General features: G+C 65.4%; 19 protein-coding genes. 9 read left to right on the top strand and 10 right to left on the bottom strand.

Going from position 1 to position 17,926, the window contains the following annotated elements; all coding sequences use genetic code 11:
* Positions 1–44 precede the first annotated feature (44 nt).
* From IV112_RS15780 to IV112_RS15770, 3 genes are all read right to left on the bottom strand, one after another.
* The gene (locus tag IV112_RS15780; RefSeq protein ID WP_304005004.1) at positions 45–2,789 is read right to left on the bottom strand and encodes a phosphoenolpyruvate carboxylase; all 2,745 of its coding nucleotides are present in this window, start codon (positions 2,787–2,789) and stop codon (positions 45–47) included.
* A 92-nt stretch (positions 2,790–2,881) separates the two neighbouring features.
* The gene (gene sucD, locus IV112_RS15775; RefSeq protein WP_304005002.1) at positions 2,882–3,769 is read right to left on the bottom strand and encodes a succinate--CoA ligase subunit alpha; all 888 of its coding nucleotides are present in this window, start codon (positions 3,767–3,769) and stop codon (positions 2,882–2,884) included.
* 116 nt (positions 3,770–3,885) lie between these two features.
* The gene (locus IV112_RS15770) at positions 3,886–5,061 is read right to left on the bottom strand and encodes a malate--CoA ligase subunit beta (RefSeq protein ID WP_019917756.1); all 1,176 of its coding nucleotides are present in this window, start codon (positions 5,059–5,061) and stop codon (positions 3,886–3,888) included.
* Between the two features lie 259 nt (positions 5,062–5,320).
* Between IV112_RS15770 and glyA the strand changes: the two genes are divergently transcribed.
* The 5 genes from glyA to fchA all read left to right on the top strand — a co-directional run bounded on the left by glyA (position 5,321) and on the right by fchA (position 10,433).
* Positions 5,321–6,577, top strand: a complete 1,257-nt coding sequence (glyA, locus tag IV112_RS15765; RefSeq protein ID WP_304004997.1) for a serine hydroxymethyltransferase — start codon at positions 5,321–5,323, stop codon at positions 6,575–6,577.
* A gap of 53 nt (positions 6,578–6,630) precedes the next feature.
* Positions 6,631–7,821, top strand: coding sequence for an aminotransferase class V-fold PLP-dependent enzyme (locus IV112_RS15760; protein ID WP_304004995.1), 1,191 nt, complete (start codon positions 6,631–6,633; stop codon positions 7,819–7,821).
* Positions 7,822–7,912: 91 nt separating this feature from the next.
* Positions 7,913–8,863 (top strand): D-2-hydroxyacid dehydrogenase, encoded by a 951-nt coding sequence (locus IV112_RS15755; RefSeq protein ID WP_304004992.1) that lies wholly within the window; start codon positions 7,913–7,915, stop codon positions 8,861–8,863.
* A gap of 76 nt (positions 8,864–8,939) precedes the next feature.
* Positions 8,940–9,800, top strand: a complete 861-nt coding sequence (locus IV112_RS15750) for an NADP-dependent methylenetetrahydromethanopterin/methylenetetrahydrofolate dehydrogenase (RefSeq protein WP_020165108.1) — start codon at positions 8,940–8,942, stop codon at positions 9,798–9,800.
* A 3-nt stretch (positions 9,801–9,803) separates the two neighbouring features.
* Entirely contained in the window at positions 9,804–10,433 is a 630-nt protein-coding gene (gene fchA / locus IV112_RS15745; RefSeq protein WP_019917751.1) for a methenyltetrahydrofolate cyclohydrolase, read from the top strand.
* 67 nt (positions 10,434–10,500) lie between these two features.
* Here fchA and IV112_RS15740 read toward each other — a convergent pair whose 3' ends face one another.
* Complete coding sequence (locus tag IV112_RS15740; protein WP_304004989.1) at positions 10,501–10,767, bottom strand: hypothetical protein; 267 nt, start codon at positions 10,765–10,767, stop codon at positions 10,501–10,503.
* A gap of 141 nt (positions 10,768–10,908) precedes the next feature.
* Here IV112_RS15740 and IV112_RS15735 point away from each other — a divergent pair, with 141 nt between their 5' ends.
* The 4 genes from IV112_RS15735 to IV112_RS15720 all read left to right on the top strand — a co-directional run bounded on the left by IV112_RS15735 (position 10,909) and on the right by IV112_RS15720 (position 13,001).
* The gene (locus IV112_RS15735) at positions 10,909–11,439 is read left to right on the top strand and encodes a gamma carbonic anhydrase family protein (RefSeq protein ID WP_020165110.1); all 531 of its coding nucleotides are present in this window, start codon (positions 10,909–10,911) and stop codon (positions 11,437–11,439) included.
* 66 nt (positions 11,440–11,505) lie between these two features.
* Positions 11,506–11,715, top strand: a complete 210-nt coding sequence (locus IV112_RS15730) for a hypothetical protein (protein WP_304004985.1) — start codon at positions 11,506–11,508, stop codon at positions 11,713–11,715.
* Between the two features lie 49 nt (positions 11,716–11,764).
* Positions 11,765–12,466: an SIMPL domain-containing protein gene (locus IV112_RS15725; RefSeq protein ID WP_304004982.1), complete on the top strand. Its 702-nt coding sequence runs from the start codon at positions 11,765–11,767 to the stop codon at positions 12,464–12,466.
* Positions 12,453–13,001, top strand: coding sequence for a C40 family peptidase (locus tag IV112_RS15720; RefSeq protein ID WP_304004979.1), 549 nt, complete (start codon positions 12,453–12,455; stop codon positions 12,999–13,001). Before IV112_RS15725 ends, IV112_RS15720 begins: the two co-directional genes overlap by 14 nt.
* A 36-nt stretch (positions 13,002–13,037) precedes the next feature.
* Here IV112_RS15720 and ftsB read toward each other — a convergent pair whose 3' ends face one another.
* The 6 genes from ftsB to fdx form a co-directional block, all read right to left on the bottom strand.
* Positions 13,038–13,322 (bottom strand): cell division protein FtsB, encoded by a 285-nt coding sequence (gene ftsB / locus IV112_RS15715; protein ID WP_304004976.1) that lies wholly within the window; start codon positions 13,320–13,322, stop codon positions 13,038–13,040.
* 18 nt (positions 13,323–13,340) lie between these two features.
* Positions 13,341–14,627 carry a phosphopyruvate hydratase gene (eno, locus tag IV112_RS15710; protein WP_019917735.1) on the bottom strand — a complete coding sequence of 429 codons (1,287 nt, stop codon included), beginning with the start codon at positions 14,625–14,627 and terminating at the stop codon, positions 13,341–13,343.
* 59 nt (positions 14,628–14,686) lie between these two features.
* Positions 14,687–15,529: a 3-deoxy-8-phosphooctulonate synthase gene (kdsA, locus tag IV112_RS15705; RefSeq protein WP_304004972.1), complete on the bottom strand. Its 843-nt coding sequence runs from the start codon at positions 15,527–15,529 to the stop codon at positions 14,687–14,689.
* Between the two features lie 10 nt (positions 15,530–15,539).
* Entirely contained in the window at positions 15,540–17,219 is a 1,680-nt protein-coding gene (locus IV112_RS15700; protein WP_304004968.1) for a CTP synthase, read from the bottom strand.
* A gap of 144 nt (positions 17,220–17,363) precedes the next feature.
* Positions 17,364–17,558: a Fe-S cluster assembly protein IscX gene (gene iscX / locus IV112_RS15695; protein WP_019917730.1), complete on the bottom strand. Its 195-nt coding sequence runs from the start codon at positions 17,556–17,558 to the stop codon at positions 17,364–17,366.
* A 5-nt stretch (positions 17,559–17,563) separates the two neighbouring features.
* Positions 17,564–17,905 (bottom strand): ISC system 2Fe-2S type ferredoxin, encoded by a 342-nt coding sequence (fdx, locus tag IV112_RS15690; RefSeq protein WP_304004963.1) that lies wholly within the window; start codon positions 17,903–17,905, stop codon positions 17,564–17,566.
* Between the last annotated feature and the right edge of the window lie 21 nt (positions 17,906–17,926).

The following is a 17,926-nucleotide window of genomic DNA, read 5'->3' as shown; positions in this document are numbered from 1 at the left end:
TCCGGTGGATGGTGCGAAGTCTGTTCAGAAGTCGGGGCGAACGATCAACCGGTGGCGCCGAAACCGGCGGACACGCAGTTGATCGACAGCAGCAGGGCCTTGCGGAATTCCTCTTTCCGCGCGGCGTCGTCGGTCATGCGGAAGGCGCGCAGCAGCGAAATCTGCTGGCGGCTCACCTGGTTGACCACCGGCAGCCGGTGGTCGAGTTTCTGGCGGTAGTCGGGGAAGCGCTCGGCCAGGCCACGGGTGCCCGACAGGCGCAGGATCTGCGTGCGCGTGATGTCGTACTCGCGGGCGATCATGCCGAACACCTCCTCGCGCACACCGGCGTCGGCCACCAGCTGGCTGTATTCGCGGGCGATGTCGAGATCGACCACGGCCAGCGTTTTTTCCACTTCATCGACGATGAGACGGAACAGCGGCGACTCGTTGAACATGCGCGCCAGCAGCGCCTCGCCGCTGGCACCGCGCACGCCGATGAAATTGGCGAGGCTGGAGCCGACGCCGTACCAGCCGGTGACGATGTGGCGGTTCTGCGACCAGGCGAACACCCACGGAATCGCGCGCAGCTCGGCCAGCGACTTGGCACCGAAACGGCGCGCCGGGCGCGAGCCGATGTTGAGCAGCGAAATCTCTTCCAGCGGGCTGGCTTCCTGGAAGTAACCGACCAGCGCCGGATTCGAAATCAGGTTCTGGTAGGCCGCGTGCGCCGCGCCCGACAGCGCTTCGAGCGCGTCGTCGAATTCGGGTACCGCGTGCGGACCGTCGGCGCGGCCGGACTTCAGCGCGTGGTCGAACACGCTGGCAGCCAGCAGTTCGAGGTTGAAGGCGGCCGTACCCTTGTTGGCGTACTTGCTCGAAATCACCTCGCCCTGCTCGGTCAGCCGGAACAGGCCCTGGATCGAACCGGCCGGCTGCGCGGCGATCGCGCGCCCGGCCGGCACGCCGCCGCGGCTGACCGAACCGCCGCGACCGTGGAAGAAGGCGATCTTGACGCCGGCTTCGCCGCCGACCGCGGTCAGCTTCTGCTGCGCCTTGAACAGTTCCCAGTTCGACGACAGGAAGCCGCCGTCCTTGTTCGAGTCGGAGTAGCCGATCATCACTTCCTGCACGCCGCCCAGCGCGCGCACCGAGCGCTTGATCAGCGGCATCGCCAGCAGCTCGCGCATGATGGCCGGCGCGCGGCGCAGGTCATCGATGGTTTCGAACAGCGGCATGATGGGCAGCGAACAGCGCTCGACTCCGGCCGGGTCGGCGTACAGGCCGGCTTCCTTCGCCAGCAGATAGACGCCGAGCACGTCCGACACATTGCGCGTCATGCTGAGGATGAAGCTGCCGAAAGCTTCGCGGCCGACACGCGGGCGCATCTCCGCGATCAGGCGGAACAGGCCCAGCGTTTCGGCGGCAACCGCCGGCAGGCCGCTGGTGTCGCGCACACCGGCGCGCGGCGCGGCCAGTTCGGCCAGCAGCCAGTCGCGCCATTCGGCGCTGTCCTGCGCCGGTGCCGGCACGTCCTCCGGTTCGCCGCGGCTGGCGCGCCACAGCACTTCCAGCGTCTGCGTGACGCGGGTCGAGTTCTCGCGCACGTCGAGACGCACCGTGCTGAAGCGGAACATTTCGATCTGGCGGCGCAGCGGCACCACTTCGGTGTCGGCGATGCGGCTGAGCTTCGCATCGCGCAGGCCAGCTTCGAGCGTGCGCAGGTCGGCGATCAGGCGGTCGGCCGATTCGTAGCCGCGACGACAGGCCGCGCCCTCTTCCGCCTGGGTGCAGGTAATGGTGTCGTCCAGCTTGCCCAGCACGCACACCAGGAACTGGCGGAACGGTTCGCCCGGATTGCGCGCGGCGATCGCGTTGCCCTCGCCGCTCTCTTCCAGCGCCAGCATCAGCGCGTCGCGGAAGTCACCGGACAGCGTGAGCGACGCTTCGGTTACCGACAGGCCACGCAGCAGTTCGAGCACCGACTGGCGGTGGCGGCGCAGGCTGGCCAGCCGGCATTCGACCAGCGCACCGCGCGTGATCGCATTGGTGACGAATGGATTGCCGTCCCGGTCGCCGCCTATCCAGGAACCGAATTCGAGGAAGCCCGGCAGATCCGCTTCGCCGAAGTGCTGCGCCATCGCCTCGTCGGCGCGCGCCAGCACGTCGGGGCCGACCTCGAACAGCGTTTCGTTGAAGAAGTGCAGGCCCCAGGCGATTTCCTGCGACACGTTCGGCTTTTCCAGCCGCAGTTCGCCGGTCAGCCACAGCAGTTCGATCTCGTTGCGCAGCGCGTCTTCGAGATCGTGGCGTTCGCGCGGCGTCCAGCGCGGCGATTCGAGCTCGATCAGCATGCGGTAGATGCGGCGATGCCGTTCGAGCACGGTCACGCGCTTGGCTTCGGTCGGGTGCGCGGTCAGCACCGGGCGCACCTTGAGGCCGGCGAAGGCCTCGCGCACGCGCTCCGGCGACAGGCCGGCCTTTTTCGCCGACGCCAGCACGCTGGCGAAGGTGCCGGGCAGGCTTTCGCGGCCCTGGTGGCGCTCGATCTCGCGCCGCTTGCGCATGGCGCCGTTCTGCTCGGCGATCGACAGCAGCTGGAACAGGATGCCCTGGGCCTGGATGGCACGGCCCAGCATCTGCGGGGAAAGACTGTTGCCCGACTCGCCGGCAAGCACCGGCAGCAGTTCGGGATGGTGGCGTTCGACCACTTCGCGCAGCAGCGAAAACAGCAGGTCGATCGCCTTTTCCGAGAAAGCCGCCCCGGAGGCGTCGGCAGACGCGGGAACGGAAATGGGATCACTCACCACGGTGGGAGTCTCGCAGGCTGGTGGCGGGCGTCCGCCCCACCGGGACGGACGGAAAGCAGGGCGCGCTCCGCGCGCCCCGTGCTGCTCTGCTCTTACAGCTTGGCCAGGACGGAAGCCACGGTGCTGCCCAGCTCGCCGGCGCTCGGCGCGACGGTCAGGCCGAAGGAACGCATGATTTCCGACTTCTCGGCAGCCGAGTCGCCGGCGGCCGAGATGATGGCGCCCGCGTGGCCCATCCGGCGGCCCTTCGGTGCGGTCAGGCCGGCGACGTAGCCGATCACCGGCTTCTTCATGTTTTCCTTCACCCAGGCGGACGCTTCGGCTTCCTGCGGGCCGCCGATCTCACCGATCATCACCACGGCGTGGGTGTCCGGGTCTTCCTGGAACTTCATCAGGTGGTCAAGGAAGGACGAGCCGTTGATCGGGTCGCCGCCGATGCCGACCGAGGTCGACACGCCGATGCCCAGCTGCTTCATCTGCGCCGCCGCTTCGTAGCCCAGCGTGCCCGAGCGGGACACGATGCCGATGTTGCCCTGCTTGTAGATGTGGCCCGGCATGATGCCCAGCATGGCCTTGCCCGGGCTGATGATGCCGGCGCAGTTCGGGCCGACCATCAGCGTGCGGCGCTCCTTCGGGTAGCGCATGAAGTAGCGCTTCACGCGCATCATGTCCTGCGCCGGGATGCCGTCGGTGATCGAGCACACCAGCTGGATGCCGGCGTCGGCCGCTTCCATGATGGCGTCGGCGCAGAAGGCCGGCGCGACGAAGGTGATCGATGCTTCGGCACCGGTCGCGGCGACCGCATCGGCAACCGTGTTGAACACCGGCTTGCCGAGGTGGGTGGAGCCGCCCTTGCCCGGGGTCACGCCGCCGACGACGTTGGTGCCGTACTCGATCATCTCCTTGGCGTGGAAGGTACCTTTGTCGCCGGTGAAGCCCTGGACGATGATCTTGGTCTTTTCGTTGATCAGAATGCTCATAACTAAATCCTCTTGTGCATCGGTTATTCGCCGCGCGCCGCCCGCCGGGCCGCCCCAAGGGCGAGCGCAGCCCCCTCGGGGGGCAGCGAACGGAGTGAGCGTGGGGGTCTCTTCACTCAGCTGGCGGCGTGGGCGCGGGCGGCATCGACCGCCTTCTGGGCCGCTTCGGTCAGCGAATCGGCGCTGATGATGGGCAGACCGCTCTCGCGGATGATGCGACGGCCCTCTTCCTCGTTCGTACCGGCCAGGCGGACGATCAGCGGCACCGTGATATCGATGTCGTTGCAGGCCTGCACCACGCCCTGAGCCACCCAGTCGCAGCGGTTGATACCGGCGAAGATGTTGACCAGGATGGCCTTCACGTTCTTGTCCGACAGCACCAGGCGGAAGGAATTGGCCACACGCTCGGGCGAGGCGCCACCGCCGACGTCGAGGAAGTTGGCCGGTGCGCCGCCGGCGTACTTGATGGTGTCCATCGTGGCCATGGCCAGACCGGCACCGTTGATGATGCAGCCGATGTCACCATCGAGGCCGACGTAGTTCAGGTTGTGCTCGGCGGCCTGCACTTCGCGCGGATCCTCCTGCGACGGATCGCGCATGTCGGCCACGGCACGCTGGCGGAACATCGCGTTGTCGTCGAAGGACATCTTGGCGTCCAGCGCCAGCACGCGGTCGTCCTTGGTGACGACCAGCGGGTTGATTTCGACCATGGTGGCGTCGAGATCGCGGAAGGCGCGGTAAGCACCCATGATCGCGGTCACTGCACGTGACACCTGCTTGATCGACAGGCCGAGACCGAAAGCGATCTGGCGGGCCTGGAAGGCCTGCAGGCCGACGGCCGGCTCGACCACGACCTGCATGATCTTTTCCGGAGCACTGTGTGCCAATTCTTCAATTTCCATCCCACCTTCGGCAGAGGCGATGACGCGAACGCGCTCGGCTTTGCGGTCCAGCACGATGCCCAGATACAGTTCGCGCTCGAACGGCTCGGCCACTTCCACGTAGACGCGCTGAACGGGCTTGCCCTCGGGGCCGGTCTGAATGGTCACCAGGCGCTTGCCCAGCAGTTCGCGGGCGGCGGCATCGACCTCATGGTAGGTCTTGCACAGCTTGATGCCGCCGGCCTTGCCGCGGGCTCCGGAGTGCACCTGGGCCTTCACCGCCCAGTGCCAGCCGCCCAGTTCGGTCGCCGTGTACACGGCCTGGTCGGGGCTGTAGGCCACGCTGCCGCGCGGCACCGGCACGCCGAAGCCCGCCAAAAGCTCTTTCGCTTGGTACTCGTGAATGTCCATGCTTCACCTTCTGTCGTGTGGAAGAGAGTGGTGGTTCATCGCTGAACCGCGAGGTGCCCGCACAGGGTCGAACACCGGATTCGTTGTAAAGAATTATGGATGAGGTCTTTTCAATTAAGCTTCACTTATACTTATCACGGCAATAAGAAAGTCCGATACGAGGCCCTTGATCCATCAGATATAGTCTGCTTGCCTTGTATTACTTCATAAGGCCTGCAGAGGACGCGGGCCGAAAGCTCACATCAGAAAGGTAATCCGAATGTTTGACCCGAAACAGACCATCGCCCATTCCGACCCCGAACTGTGGGCCGCCATGGAAGCGGAGTACGCCCGTCAGGAACACCACATCGAGCTGATCGCGTCGGAAAACTACGCCAGCCCGGCGGTCATGGAAGCCCAAGGCTCCGTACTGACGAACAAGTACGCCGAAGGTTATCCGGGCAAGCGTTACTACGGTGGCTGTGAGCATGTCGACGTCGCGGAACAGCTGGCGATCGATCGCCTGAAGGCACTGTTCGGCGCCGAATACGCCAACGTGCAGCCGCATTCGGGTTCGCAGGCCAACGCCGGTGTCTACATGGCGATGCTGCAGCCGGGCGACACCATCCTGGGCATGTCGCTGGCGCACGGCGGTCACCTGACCCACGGTTCGTCGGTGAACTTCTCCGGCAAGATCTACAAGGGCGTGGCCTACGGCCTGGATCCGGAAACCGAAGCAATCGACTACGCACAGGTCGAAGCGCTGGCCAAGGAACACAAGCCGAAGATGATCGTGGCCGGTGCGTCCGCCTACGCCCTGCACATCGATTTCAAGCGCTTCCGCGAGATCGCTGATTCGGTCGGCGCCTACCTGCTGGTCGATATGGCCCACTACTCCGGCCTGATTGCTGCCGGCCTGTACCCGAGCCCGATCGGCATCGCCGACTTCGTCACCTCGACCACGCACAAGACGCTGCGCGGCCCGCGCGGTGGCGTGATCATGGCCAAGGCCGAGTTCGAGAAGCCGCTGAACTCGATGATTTTCCCGGGTATCCAGGGCGGTCCGCTGATGCACGTCATCGCCGCCAAGGCCGTCGCCTTCAAAGAAGCCGCGACCCCGGAATTCAAGACTTACCAGCAACAGGTGCTGAAGAACGCCCAGGTGATGGCCGAAACGCTCGTCGAGCGTGGCGTGCGCATCGTTTCGGGCCGTACTCAGTCCCACCTGTTCCTCGTCGATCTGCGTGCCAAAAACATCACTGGCAAGGACGCAGAAGCAGCGCTGGGCCGTGCACACATCACGGTCAATAAGAACGCCATCCCGAACGACCCGCAAAAGCCGTTCGTGACCAGTGGCATTCGAATCGGCAGCCCTGCCATGACGACCCGCGGCTTTATGGAAGCCGAGGCGAAGCAAGTTGCAAACCTGATCGTGGACGTGCTGGACGCACCGAACGACGACGCCGTGATCGCACGCGTGGTCGCCGACGTCACCAAGCTGTGCGACGCGTTCCCGGTCTACGGCCGCAACAAATAAAACAAGCGGTCAGCCACCCCGACATCTTTCAAAGCAATTACAGGAGTTTCGCCATGTCTCGAATCGCCGGTCGTAACCATCTTTACGTGCCTGGTCCCACCAACACGCCGGAGCGCATCCTGCGCGCCATGGTCGTGCCGCAGGAAGACCACCGCTCGCCCAAGTTCCCGGAACTGGCGCTGTCGGTCCTGGCCGACCTGAAGAAGGTGTTCAAGACCACCGAAGGCACCATCTTCACCTTCCCGGCATCCGGTACCGGCATGTGGGAAGCCGCGCTGACCAACACGCTGTCGCCGGGCGACAAGGTGCTGTGCTCGCGCTTCGGCCAGTTCAGCCACCTGTGGGCCGACATGGCGCAGCGTCTGGGCTTCGAAGTCCAGGTGCTCGACGTCGAGTGGGGCACCGGCGTGCCCTATGACCAGTACGAAGAAATCCTGCGCGCCGACAAGGAACACAAGATCAAGGCCGTGCTGGCCTGCCAGAACGAGACCGCCACCGGCGTGTCGAGCGACATCGCCAAGGTTCGCAAGGCGATGAACAACGCCAACCACCCGGCGCTGCTGATGGTCGACACCGTGTCGTCGCTGGTGTCGATCGACTTCCGCATGGACGAGTGGGGCGTCGACTGCACGGTGTCCGGTTCGCAGAAGGGCTTCATGCTGCCGGCCGGCATGGGCATCCTGGGCATGAGCCCGAAGGCGCTGAAGGCGATGGACACCGCGACCTCGCGTCGCTGCTACTTCGACATCGGCGACATGATGCGCAACAACGCCACCGGCTACTTCCCCTACACGCCGTCGATCCCGATGCTGTACGGCATGCGTGAAGCGCTGAACACCATCTTCGAAGAAGGCCTGGAGAACATCTTCGCCCGCCACGAATACCTGGCCAACGGCGTCCGCGCCGCCGTCCAGGAAGGCTGGAAGCTGAACCTGTGCGCCAAGGCACCGGAGTGGTACTCGAACACCGTCAGCGCCATCCTGGTGCCGGAAGGTTTCGACGCCGCCAAGGTAATCAGCAACGCCTACAACAAGTACAACCTGTCGCTCGGCGCCGGCCTGTCGAAGGTTGCCGGCAAGGTGTTCCGCATCGGTCACCTCGGCGACCTGAACGCGCTGTCGCTGATGAGCGCGATCGCCGGTGCCGAAATGTCGATGCTGGACAACGGCATCAACGTCACCCCGGGTTCGGGCGTGGCGGCCGCCTCGACCTACTGGCGCACGAACGCTCCGCAGGCGAAGTAATATTGCGGCGGCCCGCTCCGGCGGGCCTGCGTGTCTGCTGCTCGGCCGGGTTCGCCCGGCCTTTTACATCCATAGAACAGAAGGAAGAGACATGTCGCACCACGTTGTGTTTCTCGACCGCTCCACGCTGAAGGCCAATGTCCGTCGTCCGTCCTTCGACCATACCTGGGCTGAGTACGACACCACCGCCCCGGACCAGATCGTCGAACGCCTGAAGGACGCCACCGTCGCCATCACCAACAAGGTGCCGCTGCGCGGCGACGTGCTGGCCCAGCTGCCGAACCTGAAGATGATCGGCGTGGCCGCCACCGGCTACGACGTGATCGACGTGCCGGCCTGCCGCGAACGCGGCATCGTCGTGTCCAACATCCGCAACTACGCGGTGCACACCGTTCCGGAACACGCGTTCGCGCTGATCCTGGCCCTGCGCCGCAGCATCATCGCCTACCGCCAGGACGTCGAGCGCGGCCGCTGGCAGGAGGTGGACCAGTTCTGCTTCTTCGACCACCCGATCTACGACCTCTTCGACAGCACCATCGGCATTTTCGGTGAAGGCGTGCTCGGTCAGGGCACGGCCAAGATCGCCCGCGGCTTCGGCATGAAGGTGCTGTTCGCCGACCATCCGGGCCCGAAGGCGCCGGGCGTGGAATTCACGCCGGTGGAAGAAGTGCTGGCCCAGTCCGACATCATCTCTCTGCACTGCCCGCTGACGCCGGAAAGCCGCAACATGTTCAGCATGGAGCAGTTCAAGAAGATGAAGCGCAGCGCCATCCTGATCAACACCGCCCGCGGCGGGCTGGTGCACGAGGAAGACCTCGTCACCGCGCTGAAGGAAGGCATCATCGGCGGCGCCGGTTTCGACGTGCTGACCAAGGAACCGCCGAAGGAAGGCAACCCGCTGCTCGACCTGCGTCTGCCCAACTTCATCCTGACCCCGCACGTGGCCTGGGCCTCGGACGGCGCGATGCAGTTCCTGGCCGACCAGCTGATCGACAACGTCGAAGCCTACGTCAAGGGCAGCCCGGTCAATACGGTGACCTGATCGCCGCGACACGCCTCAAGGTCCGTCGGCTGTGCGGCCGGCGGATTCCTCTCTTCCAGACATCCGAGACATCACAATGAAAAAGCTGCTTTACCAATTCGATACCGATGAACATCCGTCGGTGTTCGACAGCGTCGTGTGCCACGACGGTGGCGCGGACCACGTGATCGGCTACGGCGGCGTGCATCCGCACAACGTCGGCGCCATGGTCGACGGTGCGATCTTCACCCGCGCACCGAAGGACAAGAAGAACACCGCCATCTTCATCGGCGGCAGCAACATGGCCGAAGGCGAAACGCTGTTCAAGGCGGTCAAGAAGAAGTTCTTCTCGAACTTCCGCGTGTCGGTGATGCTCGACTCCAACGGCTCGAACACCACGGCAGCCGCCTGCGTCGCCTGGCTGGCGCACAGCGGTTCGCTGAAGGGCAAGAAGGCGGTCATCCTCGGCGGCACCGGCCCGGTCGGCACGCGCGCTGCCGTGATGCTGGCCAGCGAGGGCGCCACGGTGACGCTGGTGTCGCGCAAGATCGCCACCGCCGAAGAAGCCGCCAAGCAGCTCAAGGCCAACTTCAACCTCGACGTCGCGGTCGCCGAAGCGGCTGACAACGACGCGCGCGGCCGTGCCATCGAAGGCGCGAACGTGGTCATCGCCACCGGCGCCGGCGGCATCCAGCTGCTGGAAGAGCGTCACTGGAAGGACAACCCGACGCTTGAAATGATTGCCGACGCCAACGCGACGCCGCCGCTGGGCATCGAAGGCATCGACATGATGGACAAGGGCGTGGTCAAGCACGGCAAGATCGTGTTCGGCGCCATCGGCTTCGGCGCGCTGAAGATCGCGCTGCAGCGCGCCTGCGTCGGCAAGCTGTTCGAAAGCAACGACATTTCGCTCGACGCGTCGGAAATCTACGCGATGGCGAAAACCATGGTGGGCTGAGCCATGACGATGATCAAGGACAAGCCGGTCACCACCTTCCTCGACGAGCTCGCCTCCAGCGCGCCGACCCCGGGCGGCGGCAGTGCCGCCGCCATCATGGGCGGCATGGGCGCGGCGCTGGTCAGCATGGTGTGCAACCTGACCATCGGCAAGAAGGCTTATGTCGAAGTCGAAGGCGAAATGAAGGATCTGCTGGCCAAGGCGGAAGCCCTGCGCGCCCAGCTGACCGACTTCATCCGCGCCGACGTTGAAGCCTTCGACGGCCTGATGGCCGCCTACGGTCTGCCGAAGGACACCGACGAGCAGAAGGCCGCCCGTTCGGCCGCGATCCAGGACGGTCTGAAGAAGGCCACCGACGCGCCGCTGGCCTGCGCCCGCGCCTGCGCCGACGTGATCGCGCTGTCGCTGGTCGCCGCCGAGAAGGGCAACAAGAACGTCGTATCGGACGCCGGTGTGGCCGCTCTGGCCGCCGTCGCCGCGCTGCGTTCGGCCGCACTGAACGTCGACATCAACGTGCCCAGCATCAAGGACGCCGATTTCGCCGCTTCGCGCCGTGCCGAAACCGACGCCCTGCTGGCCAAGTGGGTGGCCGAGGCTGACCGTGTCGTCGAGGTTGTGAAGAGCAAGCTCTGACCCGCCTGCTCGGCATTTTCAGGGGCGCCTGCGGGCGCCCTTTTTTCGTTTACCGCAGGGCTGCGGGCTACTGCTGCGCCTGGATCTGCGCCTGCACCCGATTCAGCCATTCGCGCATCGTCGCCAGCAGTTCGCCCTGGCTGAACGAACAGCTTTCGCCGGAAAACAGCCGCGCCGATTCGAGCCGCATCAGCAGGCCGTCGAGTACCTCGCGCCATTTGGCCTGCAGCGTCGCATCGTCCACACCATGGCGACGCCAGGTGGCGATCAGCGCATCCATGTCGATGCGCCCTGCTTCGAAATCGGCCAGCGAGCGGGCCAGCGCTTCATTCATCGTCATCCTTTCCACTGTCAGCACAGGCGCCTCCACGCGCCGCCGCTTGCGCTGGTCCCGAGGCATGCGCGTACAATCGCGACCCTGGTTGCGTTGCACAATAACTCGCCCGACCGCAGGTCGTGTCAGCCGGGAGTCCGCATGAGTCTGTACGCCCTCGACGGCAAGACGCCCGTCGTCCATTCCAGCACCTGGATCGCGCCCAGCGCGAGCATCATCGGCGATGCCGAACTGAAGGCGGACACCAGCGTGTGGTTCGGTGCGGTCATCCGCGCCGATAACGACCACATCTCGATCGGCGAGCGCTCGAATGTACAGGATGGCGCGGTGCTGCACATCGACGACGGCGTGCCGCTGACCATAGGCACCGACGTGACCATCGGCCACCACGCGATGCTGCACGGCTGCACGGTCGGCGACGGCTCGCTGGTCGGCATCCACGCCGTCATCCTGAACCGCGTAGTGATCGGTCGCAACTGCCTGATCGGCGCCAATGCGCTGATTCCGGAGGGTCGCGTCATTCCCGACCGCTCCCTGGTGCTCGGCTCGCCCGGCCGCGTGGTGCGCCAGCTTACCGACGAAGAGGTCGAGGGGCTGATGCGCAGCGCCGCCGGCTATGTCGACAAGTCGCGCCTGTACCGAGACAGTCTGCAGGCCGTCCCCAGAGACTGACGTACCCTTCAGCACGGCGCGCGGGCGGTCGTTATCCCGGTGAACCACCGACATCGGGAGACTGCAATGACCCAGCGCACCCACTTCTTCTTCACCGGCGCCCACGTGCTGCCGGCCGTCATGCTGGCCGCCAGCGGCGAAACCACCGTGATGGCGGTGCTGACCTATCTTGCGCTGCTCGGCGTCGCACTGCTGTCGGCGATGGGCGAAGAGCACGCCCGCGTGCCGGTGCGCATCAAGGCCGACGAAGAGCGGGACATCCACCGTCGCCGCTGAAATCCCCGGCCGCTATACTCCCGTCGTCATGACGATTGCGGGAGCACAAATGAAATTCCCCCTCTGGCTGCTGCTTGCAGCCTGCGTGTCCGGCGCGAATGCGGCCGAACCGTCTGCCGCGCGGCGCGAAGGCATCGTGGTCGACCTGAACGCCGAAGCGTCCCGTCTCGCCCAGAACGACCTTGCACGCGCTCAGGCCTACATCGAACTGGGCGACGCCACGCCCGGACCGCTGGCGAAGAAGGTGAATGCGGCGATGCAGGCCGCCCTCGCCACGACCAAGCCCTACACCAGCGTGAAGGTACGCAGCGGCAACACCTCGACCTATCCGGTCTACAGCAAGAACGGCCGCACCATCGAAAGCTGGCGCATGCGCTCGGAACTGCTGCTGGAGTCGAAAGATCAGGCGGCGCTGTCCGAACTGCTGGGCAAGCTGCAGTCGCAGCTTGCGGTCGGCCAGCTGACGCTGGAGCCGAGCGAGGACACCGCGCGCGAAGCAGAGAACGCCGCCATCGGCGACGCCATCGCCGCCTTCAACGCACGCGCGAAGATCGTCGCCGCGTCGCTCGGCGGCAACTGGCGCATCCTGCACATGAACGTGAGCAACACCTCCGGCATGCCGCCGCCGCGACCGCTGATGCGCAGCAAGGTGGCGATGGCCGAGGCGGCAATGGCCGACATGCCGGTCGAGGCCGGTGAATCGCGCGTCAGCGTGAACATCAGCGGACAGATCGAGATTGACCGCAAGTAAGCAGGCGCTCACGCTCACCGCAGCGCTGCTGCTGGCGGGCTGCGGCACGCTGCCGGCGCCGCTGCCCGATGCGCCGCCCACGCCGCAACCGCCTGCCGTACAGACACCTGCGCCTGCGCCGACGGCGGCCCTGCAGCTGGCCGACGACACCCACGCGCAGGACGCGGTGATCTACGCGCTCGGGCTGATCGGCAACCAGTACCGCTTCGGCGGTCGCAACCCGGACAGCGGGCTGGACTGCAGTGGCATGGTGAGCTGGATATTCGAGCAGGTAGCCGGCATCCGCCTGCCGCACAACGCGGCGCAGATCGCCCGCCTGGCGCGCCCGGTCGATCGTGCGTCGCTGCAGCCGGGCGATCTGGTGTTCTTCAACACCAGCGGCAAGCCGCATTCACACATGGGCATCTACGCCGGCGAGGGGCGCTTCATCCACGCACCGAGCACGCGCGGAAAGTATGTGCGCACCGATGCGCTGGACAGCGGCTGGTTCGCCGCGCGCATCAGCGGGCTGCGCACGCTGCGTCGCGACGTCTGAACATCCGGAAAAACGACGAAATCCGCCTGACGGGGGTCAGGGCTTGCTGCGCGGCACCTGCACGAACACCTCGCCCGGCTTGACCAGGCCCAGTTCGATGCGTGCGCGCTCCTCGACCGCGTCAAAGCCGGTCTTGAGGTCTTTCACATCCGCCTCCAGCGCGACGTTGCGCGCTTCGAGCCGGGTGTTGAGCGCGCGCTGCGCTTCCAGCGCACGCTCGGCTTCCCATGCCTGCAGCCACCCGCCCTTGCCGAGCCAGAGCGGGTACTGCAGCGCGGCGATCAGCGCCACCAGCAACAAGGACGGCCAGTGGCGGACCATGATCGCCGACCTGCCCGCTTACTTGCGCAGGTTGTAGAACGCCGAAGCGCCCGGGTACCACGCGGTATCGCCGAGATCTTCTTCGATGCGCAGCAGCTGGTTGTACTTGGCGATGCGGTCCGAACGGCTCAGCGAACCGGTCTTGATCTGCATCGCGTTCAGGCCGACCGCGATGTCGGCGATGGTGCTGTCCTCGGTTTCGCCCGAGCGGTGCGAAATGACGGCGGTGTAGCTCGCGCGCTTGGCCATCTCGACGGCGGCGAAGGTTTCGGTCAGCGTGCCGATCTGGTTGATCTTGATCAGGATGGAGTTGGCGATGCCGCGGGCAATGCCTTCCTTCAGGATCTTGGTGTTGGTGACGAACAGGTCGTCGCCGACGATCTGCACGCGGCTGCCCAGACGTTCGGTCAGCAGCTTCCAGCCGTCCCAGTCGTTCTCCGCCATGCCGTCCTCGATGCTGACGATGGGGAACTTGTCGGCCAGCGTGGCGAGGTAATCGACCAGCTGGGCCGATTCCATCGTCAGGCCCGCGCCTTCGAGGTGGTACTTGCCGTCCTTGTAGAACTCGGAGGCGGCGCAGTCCAGCGCCAGCACCAGATCGCGGCCCGGCTCGTAGCCGGCGGCCGAGGCGGCGTCGAGAATCATGTTCAGTGCTTCTTCAGCGCTGCCGACGTTGGGTGCGAAACCGCCTTCATCACCGACCGTGGTCGGGTAGCCCTTCTTGTCGGTGAGCTTCTTCAGCGCGTGGAACACTTCGGCGCCCATGCGCAGCGCTTCGCGGAAGCTGGTCACGCCGACCGGCATGATCATGCATTCCTGGAAGTCCAGGCTGTTGTTGGCGTGCGCGCCGCCGTTGATCACGTTCATCATCGGCACCGGCATCGCCATGCCACCCGAGCCGCCGAAATAGCGGTACAGCGGCAGGCCAGCCTCTTCAGCGGCGGCCTTGGCCACCGCCATCGACACCGCCAGCGTGGCGTTCGCGCCGAGGCGCGACTTGTTCTCGGTGCCATCGAGCTCGATCAGCGTCTTGTCGATAAAGGCCTGCTCTTCGGCATCCAGACCGATGATGGCTTCCGAAATTTCGGTATTGACGTTCTCGACGGCGGCCAGAACGCCCTTGCCGAGGTAACGGTCCTTGTCACCGTCGCGCAGCTCGATGGCTTCGCGCGAACCGGTCGAGGCGCCGGACGGCACGGCGGCGCGGCCCATGATGCCCGACTCGAGCAGCACGTCCGCTTCAACAGTGGGATTGCCGCGCGAATCCAGTATCTCGCGCGCGACGACATCGACGATTGCACTCATGGTCGCTCCAGGTCCTCAGTAAATTTATTGAATTCGAATTTTGATCGTGTCCCGCGCCATCAGGCGAAGGCGGATTCGAGGAATCCGTGCCTCTTCGTGACGGCGTCGAGGTCGCGCAGCTGGGTCAGCAGCGCTTCCATCATCGGCAGCGGCCACGCATTGGGGCCGTCCGACATCGCCTTCTCGGGATTCGGGTGGCTTTCCATGAACAGGCCGGCGATGCCCACGGCCACCGCAGCACGCGCCAGCACCGGCACGAACTCGCGCTGTCCGCCCGAAGAACTGCCCTGCCCGCCCGGCAGTTGCACCGAGTGCGTCGCGTCGAACACGACCGGGCAGTCGGTGTTGCGCATGATGGCCAGCGACCGCATGTCGGACACGAGGTTGTTGTAGCCGAAGGAGGCACCGCGCTCGCACACCATGATGGTGTCCGCGCCGCCGTTCGCTTCCTTCGCCTTGTCGACCACGTTCTTCATGTCGCCCGGCGCCATGAACTGGCCCTTCTTGATGTTCACCGGCTTGCCGGTAGCGGCACAGGCGTGGATGAAGTCGGTCTGGCGGCACAGGAAGGCCGGCGTCTGCAGCACATCGACGTACTGCGCGACGATGGGCGCCTCTTCCGCGGTGTGCACGTCGGTCAGCACCGGCACGTTCAGCTCGCGCTTCACGTCGGCCAGGATTTCCAGGCCTTTCTCCATGCCGGGGCCGCGATAGCTCTTGCCCGAGCTGCGGTTGGCCTTGTCGAAGGACGACTTGTAGATGAAGGGAATGCCCAGTCGGGCGGTGATTTCCTTCAGCTTGCCTGCCGTGTCGAAGGCCATTTCGCGCGACTCGATCACGCACGGGCCGGCGATCAGGAAGAAGGGCTGGTCGAGGCCGACGTCGAATCCGCACAGTTTCATGGCGATCTCCTTAGCCTGTCACCTTGCGCACGGACCGCTTGACCGCGCCGCGCGCGTCCTGGCGGGCAATGGCCGCGCGGGCGAAGGCGGAAAACAGCGGATGGCCGGCGCGCGGCGTCGAGGTGAATTCGGGGTGGAACTGGCAGGCGACGAACCACGGGTGGTCCGGCAGTTCGATCATTTCGCACAGCGGGTCGGTCGCATCCTGCGAACGGCCGGACACGCGCAGACCCACCTTTTCGAGCTGGGCGAGGTACTGGTTATTCACCTCGTAGCGGTGACGATGACGCTCGACGATGGTCGCGGCGCCGTAGATGTCGCGCGCCAGGCTGCCTTCGGCGAGGTTGCAGTTCTGGCCGCCCAGGCGCATCGTGCCGCCGATGTCCGACGACTCGTCGCGGCGTTCGAGCTTGCCCTCGGCGCTCATCCACTCGGTGATCAGGCCGATCACCGGGTGCGGCGCGTTGCGTTCGAACTCGGTGCTGTGCGCACCAGTCAGGCCGGCCACATTGCGGGCGTACTCGACCACCGCCAGCTGCATGCCGAGGCAGATGCCCAGGTAGGGCACGCCGTTCTCGCGTGCGTAGCGGATGGCGGCGATCTTGCCCTCGACGCCGCGGCGACCGAAGCCGCCGGGCACCAGGATGGCGTCCATCGGGTCGAGCAGCGCACGGCCGCCATCGGTGGCGCGCTCGATCGCTTCCGAGTCGATGTAGTGGATGTTGATGCGCGAACGCGTATGGATGCCGGCGTGCACCAGCGCTTCCGACAGCGACTTGTAGGACTCGGTCAGGTCGACGTACTTGCCGACGAAGGCGATGTCCACGTCGCGCTCCGGATGCTCCAGCGCGTCGATCAGTCGCGTCCAGGCACTCAGATCAGCCGCGCGGGCCAGGATGTTCAGCTTGTGACAGACGATCTCGTCCAGCATCTGGTTGTGCAGCATGGCCGGGATCTTGTAGATGCTGTCCGCGTCGGTGACCGAAATGACCGCTTCCGGCAGCACATTGGTGAACAGCGCGATCTTGCGCCGCTCGTCGTCGGGCACCACGCGGTCGGAACGGCACAGCAGGATGTCCGGCTGGATGCCGATCTCGCGCAGTTCCTTGACCGAGTGCTGGGTCGGCTTGGTCTTCAGTTCGCCGGCGGTGGCGATGTAGGGCACCAGCGTCAGGTGCATGAAGCAGGTGTTGCCGCGGCCCTCTTCGATGCCCATCTGGCGGATCGCTTCGAGGAAGGGCAGCGACTCGATATCGCCCACCGTACCGCCGACCTCGACGATGGCCACGTCGGCGCCTTCGGCGCCACGCTTCACATAGGCCTTGATCTCGTCGGTGATGTGCGGGATCACCTGCACCGTCTTGCCCAGATACTCGCCACGGCGCTCCTTCTTGATCACCGACTCGTAGATCTGGCCGGTGGTGAAGTTGTTGCGCTTGCCCATCTTGGCGCTGGTGAAGCGCTCGTAGTGGCCGAGGTCGAGATCGGTTTCCGCCCCGTCTTCGGTGACGAAGACCTCACCGTGCTGAAACGGGCTCATCGTGCCCGGATCGACGTTGATGTAGGGGTCGAGCTTGAGGTGGGTGACACGGATGGAGCGCGATTCGAGAATCGCGCCCAGCGAGGCGGCTGCAATGCCCTTGCCGAGCGAGGACACCACGCCACCGGTGACGAATACGTACTTGGTCATGTATTGCGCTGCAGCGGGAAATGCGCAGTTTACCGGAAAAGCGGCGGCCCTTGAACACCGCGGCGCGCTGACCAGAGCAGTTGCCGGCGACACTGCGCCTTCATTTCTGCCCTTCCCGCTCCCCGTGCAACGCTCAGCGACGCATCAATCCGCTTCGTCTATCCAGGCCAGCTGGATGGCTTCCAGAATCTTTTCGCCGCAGCGGCTCTGTTCGTCGTCGAAACCGGGCAGCGCCATGACCCACTCCATCAGGTCGGTGAAGCGCACGTACTGCGGATCGACATCGGGTCGCGCCTCGGTCAGCGCAATCGCGATCTCGCGTGAATCGGTCCATTTCATCGCCGTTACCTCTTCCCTTCGCTGACCATGTTGATGGTGTATTTCGGAATCTCGACCACCAGCGGCGTGCCGGCCACCTCGGCCTGACAGGACAGGCGCGAGTTCGGCTCCAGGCCCCAGGCCTTGTCGAGCAGATCCTCCTCCAGTTCCTCGGCGGCTTCGAGGCTGCCGAAGCCCTCGCGCACGATGACGTGACAGGTGGTGCAGGCGCAGGACTTCTCGCAGGCGTGCTCGATCTCGACGCCGTTGGCGAGCAGTGCGTCGCAGATGGTGGTGCCGGGGGCGGCTTCGATCACTGCGCCTTCGGGGCACAGTTCGACATGGGGCAGTACGACGATCTGGGTCATGCGGGTCTCGGAATTCGGTTT

The sequence above is a fragment of the Methyloversatilis discipulorum genome (genome assembly GCF_018780585.1).
Taxonomy (GTDB): Bacteria; Pseudomonadota; Gammaproteobacteria; order Burkholderiales; family Rhodocyclaceae; genus Methyloversatilis; species Methyloversatilis discipulorum_B.
Note: the sequence above shows the minus strand (reverse complement) of the source record. Positions and strands in the feature narration are given on the sequence as shown.